Source organism: Nostoc sp. CHAB 5715 (assembly GCF_020829685.1).
In the GTDB taxonomy this organism is placed as follows: domain Bacteria; phylum Cyanobacteriota; class Cyanobacteriia; order Cyanobacteriales; family Nostocaceae; genus Nostoc.
In genome coordinates, this window is record NZ_JAIVFR010000451.1 from 1 (window position 1) to 5,839 (window position 5,839).

At 46.5% G+C, this 5,839-nt stretch carries 2 protein-coding genes; both read right to left on the minus strand.

Translation table 11 applies throughout. The annotated features are described in order from the left end of the window. Positions 1 to 4,642 (minus strand): type I polyketide synthase (locus LC574_RS22875; RefSeq protein WP_229455835.1); only part of this gene is annotated, 4,642 nt, incomplete at its 3' end. Between the two features lie 101 nt (positions 4,643 to 4,743). Next, the coding region (locus LC574_RS22880) for an NAD(P)/FAD-dependent oxidoreductase (RefSeq protein ID WP_368736722.1) at positions 4,744 to 5,839 on the minus strand (1,096 nt) is incomplete at its 5' end.

Here is a 5,839-nt window from a genome sequence, read left to right on the forward strand (position 1 = left end):
CCAGGACAACTAACAACCCCTCCGATGCCAGAATCTGTTTGACATTCTCCAGCGTTTGCTTCAGGTTACGGGTTGCATGCAGTACATCCGATGCCAGAATCAGATCGAATGAATGGGCATCAAATCCTTGCGCGATCGGATCTGTTTCAATATCCAAAAGTTTGTACTCAACAAAAGGATAATCGCGAAACTTCTGTGCGGCTGAGGCTGCGAACAGTTGAGAGATGTCAGTGAATACGTATTCTGTGCGATTGGGTGGAAGTTTAGGGAGCACATAGGATGTCATTGATCCTGTGCCTGCACCAATCTCCAAAATCCTGACCTTTCGTCCTTCTGGTAAACGCTCCAGCGCCTTTGCGATCGCCTTTTGAACCAGCAGATTGTATATCCGATAACTAGGCGAGTCCTGGTACAAATGCTCAGATGTTGCCAAAGATCCTTCAGAGAAAATGAGCTGTAGGGGATCAACCTCTCCTCGCAACACCTCTGCCAACTTCTGCCCACATCGCCCCAGTAACATTAGTTCTGCTAGGTAAGCTGGACATTCTGCTATTAGCCTCTTCCAAGTCTCTTGTGGCTCCTTCACGAATGGGATTTTATAAACTTCCCACTGATTATCTGTCTGCCACAGCCAACCCTTTTGCTCAAGTATTTCGAGCATGCGACTTAGTAGAGAATGGTGCTGAGAGATTACGCCTAACTGCTTTGCCAGAGAATCTGTAGAAATGCGCTCTTTCAATTGAGGCTGCCAACCGAGCTGCTGAAGGGCTTTGAGAACATAATCGATACACAAATCATCAAGCTGCGGCTCTACCTTTTCGTAATAATGGTTCCTTTTGAGCTGCTCTGTTAACTGAACCATTTCGGGTTGAAGGCTCTCAAAAATTTGTCGGGGGGAAGGCATGTAATCGCCTGGTTGGCACACCAAATCCTGTCCAAGACGTGCTTTTGGTTGCCATTGATACTCATACAGATGATCTTCGATTTGTTCTGAAACAAATTCCTGCGTTGTCGCCAAAGACTGACACTGCAATCCTTCAATTTTTACCAGCACATTTCCTGCCTCATCAAGCAGTTGGATATCTGCTTTCAGTCGGGTTGCATTTTGCTCCACTAGGCAAGCATGGCTCCAAAGCTGGAGTCCAGGACGACCGTAAAAACAAACTCGGTCTATCTGAACGGGCAGGTAAACGCCTTTTGCTTTGCCGTCATTCATACCTTCAAAGAACACAGCGCCCAAAAGAACGTGAAAAGAGGCATCAAGGATAGCCGGATGCAGCCAATAATCATCGATTCCTGCCTCTAAAACATCAGAAATCTGGAGCCGACCTAGCGATTCTCTTTCGCCACACAAGAGTTGCTCAATGCCTTGGAAACAGGGACCATATTGAAGTCCTATTTCTTGGAATTGCTGATAGCAATCACTTTTAGAAATTTTGTTGGTGCAACGGTTGCGAATCTCATCCAAGTCAACCTGCTTGGAGACATTGCTATTTTGAATTTGAGTCAGCTTGCCAGTCGCGTGTCGAACCCAGGATTGTTCAGAATCCTTGCCTTTGCTGTAGATGTCGAAAGAATTTTCGCTAGAATCAAGAATCAATTGTAGCGTTGGGGGATCGCTCTCAGGCAAAAAGAGTGCCTTTTGGAACTTAATCTCCTCCACAAAGCAAGGCTCCTGCTTGAAGATCTGCTTAGCAGCGGCCAAAGCCATTTCCACGTAGGCAGCTCCAGGATACACCACAGCCCCTTGGACGCAATGGTCTTTCAAATAAGTCAGTTGTTGCGTATCAATAGACCCATCCCACATTGGTTGAGCCGAGTTCATTTGATATCCTAAGAGGGGATGGACTTGTGTCGAGAGCATTGCTCGTCGGGATGGTTGTCCCAGTCTGGCTTGGCGCGATTCTTCAGACTCTTGCCAATAACGCTCTCGTTGCCAAGGATATGAAGGGAGCTGCACGAGGTGCCCTCCTTCCGGATAGAGTTGGTTCCAATCAATTGGGTATCCTAAGGTATAAAGTTTACCGAGAGACCCTAGCATCACCACTTGTTCCGCTTCTTTACGTCGTAGGGAAGGAAGTACCGTTCCCTGTTGACCTTGCTTTGCAAAGCACTCAGAAATGGAAGAAGCTAGAACTGGATGGGCACTAATTTCGAGGAAGAGGTCATAACCTGCTTGAGTGAGTTCATTGATTGCTGCTGCAAACAGAACCGGATTCCTCATGTTTTGTGCCCAGTAAGCAGCATTGAGTTCAGAACCTGCAACCGCCCGACCGGTGACGGTAGAAAACAGGGGAATAGTAGGTGGTTGAACGTTAATTCCTTGCAAGGACTCTACTAATTCTGGTTTTAAAGGTTCCATCAAGAGGCTGTGGTAAGGCACTTCCACTTTTAAGAAGCGACAGAAAATCTGTTTTTGCTCTAAAGATTTAGCAATTTCTTCTAAGGCAGTACTATCTCCAGCGAGGGTAACAGAAGTGGGACTGTTGATTGCTGCTATAGAAACCTTTTCGGAGTATCCTGCTAACAAGCGTTCAACCTCCTTTGAAGGCAGCCTGACAGCCAGCATCTTGCCTTGACCAGCCGCTTTTGTTTGTATGCGGCTGCGATGATAGATGACTTGAACAGCATCTTCTAGAGTCAAAGCCCCTGCCACATAGGCAGCTGCTACTTCGCCAACACTGTGACCCACAACGGCATCGGGAGTAATACCCCAAGAACGCCATAATGCCGCCAAAGCGACCTGTACGGCAAAGATTGCTGCCTGAGCGATTTCGGTTTCATTGATGCGCGATCGCTCCTCTTGGGCAGTTAGTTCTTCCCACAAAGACCAACTCGCATATTGCCGTAGCAAGGTGTCACACTGTTTGATAGTTTCTCGGAATACCGATTCTTTCTCCAAAAGCTGACGCCCCATTGCCCACCACTGTGGACCCATGCCAGAAAAAACGAAAGCGAGTTTGGGCGACTTGCCTGGAACTAAGCGAGCAAAAGACATACCCAGACGGCTTTCTCCTGCCAGAAAGGCTTCCAAGTGTTCTGCGAGCTCTTCTTTGGAATCAGCTACCAACGCCAACCGATGGTCATGATGACCCCGGCGTAAACTAGCTGTGTAGCAAATGTCTTGTAATGAGACATTAGAAGAACCGGAATCTTCAGCAGTTAAAAAGTCATGGGTTACTTGTGCAACTGCCCCTATCGCCTCCAAATTGCGAGCTGATAAGGGGATAAGCAGCGATCGCCCTTCTTTCGATGCTTTGTTCTGTCGTTGAGCATCGGCAGGTTGTGGTAGAGAGTTGATCTCAAACGTCTCTATTGCTTCTAGAACAACATGAGCATTAGTGCCACCAAACCCGAAGGAATTCACGCTAGCAAGACGCCGATTGTTTCCATTTTCAGGCCACGGTTCTAGGGTCTGTGGAACCCGCAACCGCAGTTCCTCAAAGGGAATTTTAGGATTTGGTGTTTGAAAATGTATATTTGGCGGAATCTGGCGATACTTCAGAATTAGCGCCACTTTAATTAAGCCAGCAATACCTGCTGCTGATTCCAAATGTCCGATGTTGGTCTTGACTGAGCCAATAGTGCAGTCATTTCCAGGTGGACGATTGTGACTCATTACTGCTCCTAAGGCATTCGCCTCAATGGGATCGCCCACAGCTGTCCCCGTCCCATGAGCTTCTATGTAATGTATCTGCTCGGGGGACACTCCAGCCTGCTGATAGGCGGTTCGCAGCACCGCCTCTTGAGCCTTTCCATTGGGAACCGTAATCCCATTTGTGTGACCATCTTGATTAACGGCGCTGCCTCGGATAACAGCATAAATCGGATCTTTGTCAGCTACAGCTTGAGATAAAGGCTTTAAGACCACTATGCCAGCACCTTCGCCTCGAACAAAACCGTTAGCAGCAGCATCAAAACTTTTGCAACGACCATCGGGAGAAAGCATAGACGCTTTACACATTCCGATTGTCATGTCTGGCTGGAGAATGGCATTTACGCCTCCTGCCAAAGCAAGGGTAGACTCACCATTCCAAATACTTTGACAGGCAAGGTGAACCGCAACTAAAGAAGAAGAGCAGGCGGTGTCGAGTGCCATACTTGGTCCATGAAAATCAAACACGTAGGAAATGCGGTTGGCTGCAATGCTCATCGCCGTGCCTGTAGTCATTTGAGCGCCAAGTAAATTACGAGCGCTAGAATCCAACTGAATGTGCTGGTAATCGTGCATATAAAGACCGACAAACACACCAGTACTGGAGCCAGCAAGGCGTTCTGGCACCTGTCCCCCATTTTCTAGAGCTTCCCAAGCTACCTCTAACAGCAACCGTTGCTGTGGATCTATGAGCGCTGCTTCTCGTGGGGAAATCCCGAAGAATTCAGCATCAAATTGGTCAATGCCTTCAACGAATCCGCCCCAGCGAGTATAGATTTTTCCTGGTTTTTGCCGATCCGGGTCGTAAAACGTGCGTAGATTCCATCGCTCCTCTGGCACCTCAGTGATGGTATCTACACCGTCTCGCAGCAGGTTCCAAAAGGCTTCTGGATTGTTGGCACCGCCAGGAAAACGACAGCCAATGCCGATAATTGCAATTGGTTCTTTTTCAGGGGTATATAAATTCTCTGTTGAATTCTCAATCATAAAGCACTCCAAAAGATTACTGAATTAATGAATTCTGAATAAGAGCGGTAGCGAGCTAAGTCATCTTTGCAAGGTAAATAGCGTAGCGATCGCTCCCTCGCTCACTTACACATCTCGCTCTTGCCTTGAGGTTGCAATTCAGGTCGGTATCGATAACTCTTGAATTCCTGGTGCATCTGAGCAATTTGACTGTTGGCAGGTAAATGCTTGGTTTTGAATTTGTAGATTGCTTCAATTAAGGCCAAACGACCAGACAATAACAGTAGTTGGCAGAAGCGGTAGAGGTGTCGTAAGTTTAGTAAGCCAAGGGGACCAAAGCCTTTCCACCTAAGTTTTGCGTACCAGAGCGCCAAGTGGAAATAAGTTGACTTCATAGAACCATAAATGTTGTTGCGCCGTGGCTCAAACCTGGCGTTTTCCAAGAATCCATCAAGTTCTTTCAATGGATAATAGCTCCCAAGCTTTGTTTGGTAACAGTCCATCAGCCCGATGTTTGAATCTAGATCGACTAATTGGCTGAGCTGGTCATATATGTCAATAATAAGTTTCGTCTGGAGTGGGGCAATCTTGACAAACGCAGAAAGGAATTTCAGGTCTAGGTGCCATTTGCCTGCATACATAGGCAAAACAATGCCAAACCAATGCATATATTCGAGATAGATGCGATGGCTCATGATGCTAGCATGACCAAGCTGCTTAGCGTGGTGGTAGTAAAGGCGATTGGTATTCCGTATATTTCTTAGGTTGAATTCATTATAGAGAGACCGCTTCTCCTCTGCATCTTCCTCACCAGCCAGTTTGGCACGTATGACTTCCGTTACAGTTTCAATAGTGAATGCAATTAAACTCAATCCTGTTGAATAAAAGGCATCGAACATGGCAGCAGCATCGCCAATCACATACCAGTTATCTTTAGATAACATAGTTTTACTGGCATGTGCGAGCTTTGGCCAATAATGGAAGTCGATACATTCACCACTTTTTATGAGACGATAAAGTAAGTTATGATTCGTCTCCAAAAAACTAGAAAATTTGTCCAAAGTGTTGATTTCTTTTGCTGGTATCACATCATGGTGGTGAATAATTCCAATTGATAATTCCATTAATTGCGTATCAATTGGAATCATCCACAGCCAGTGCCCATGACCAAAGAAATGATTGGTGGCGTAGTAATGGCTTCCATTATTGGCCAGATCG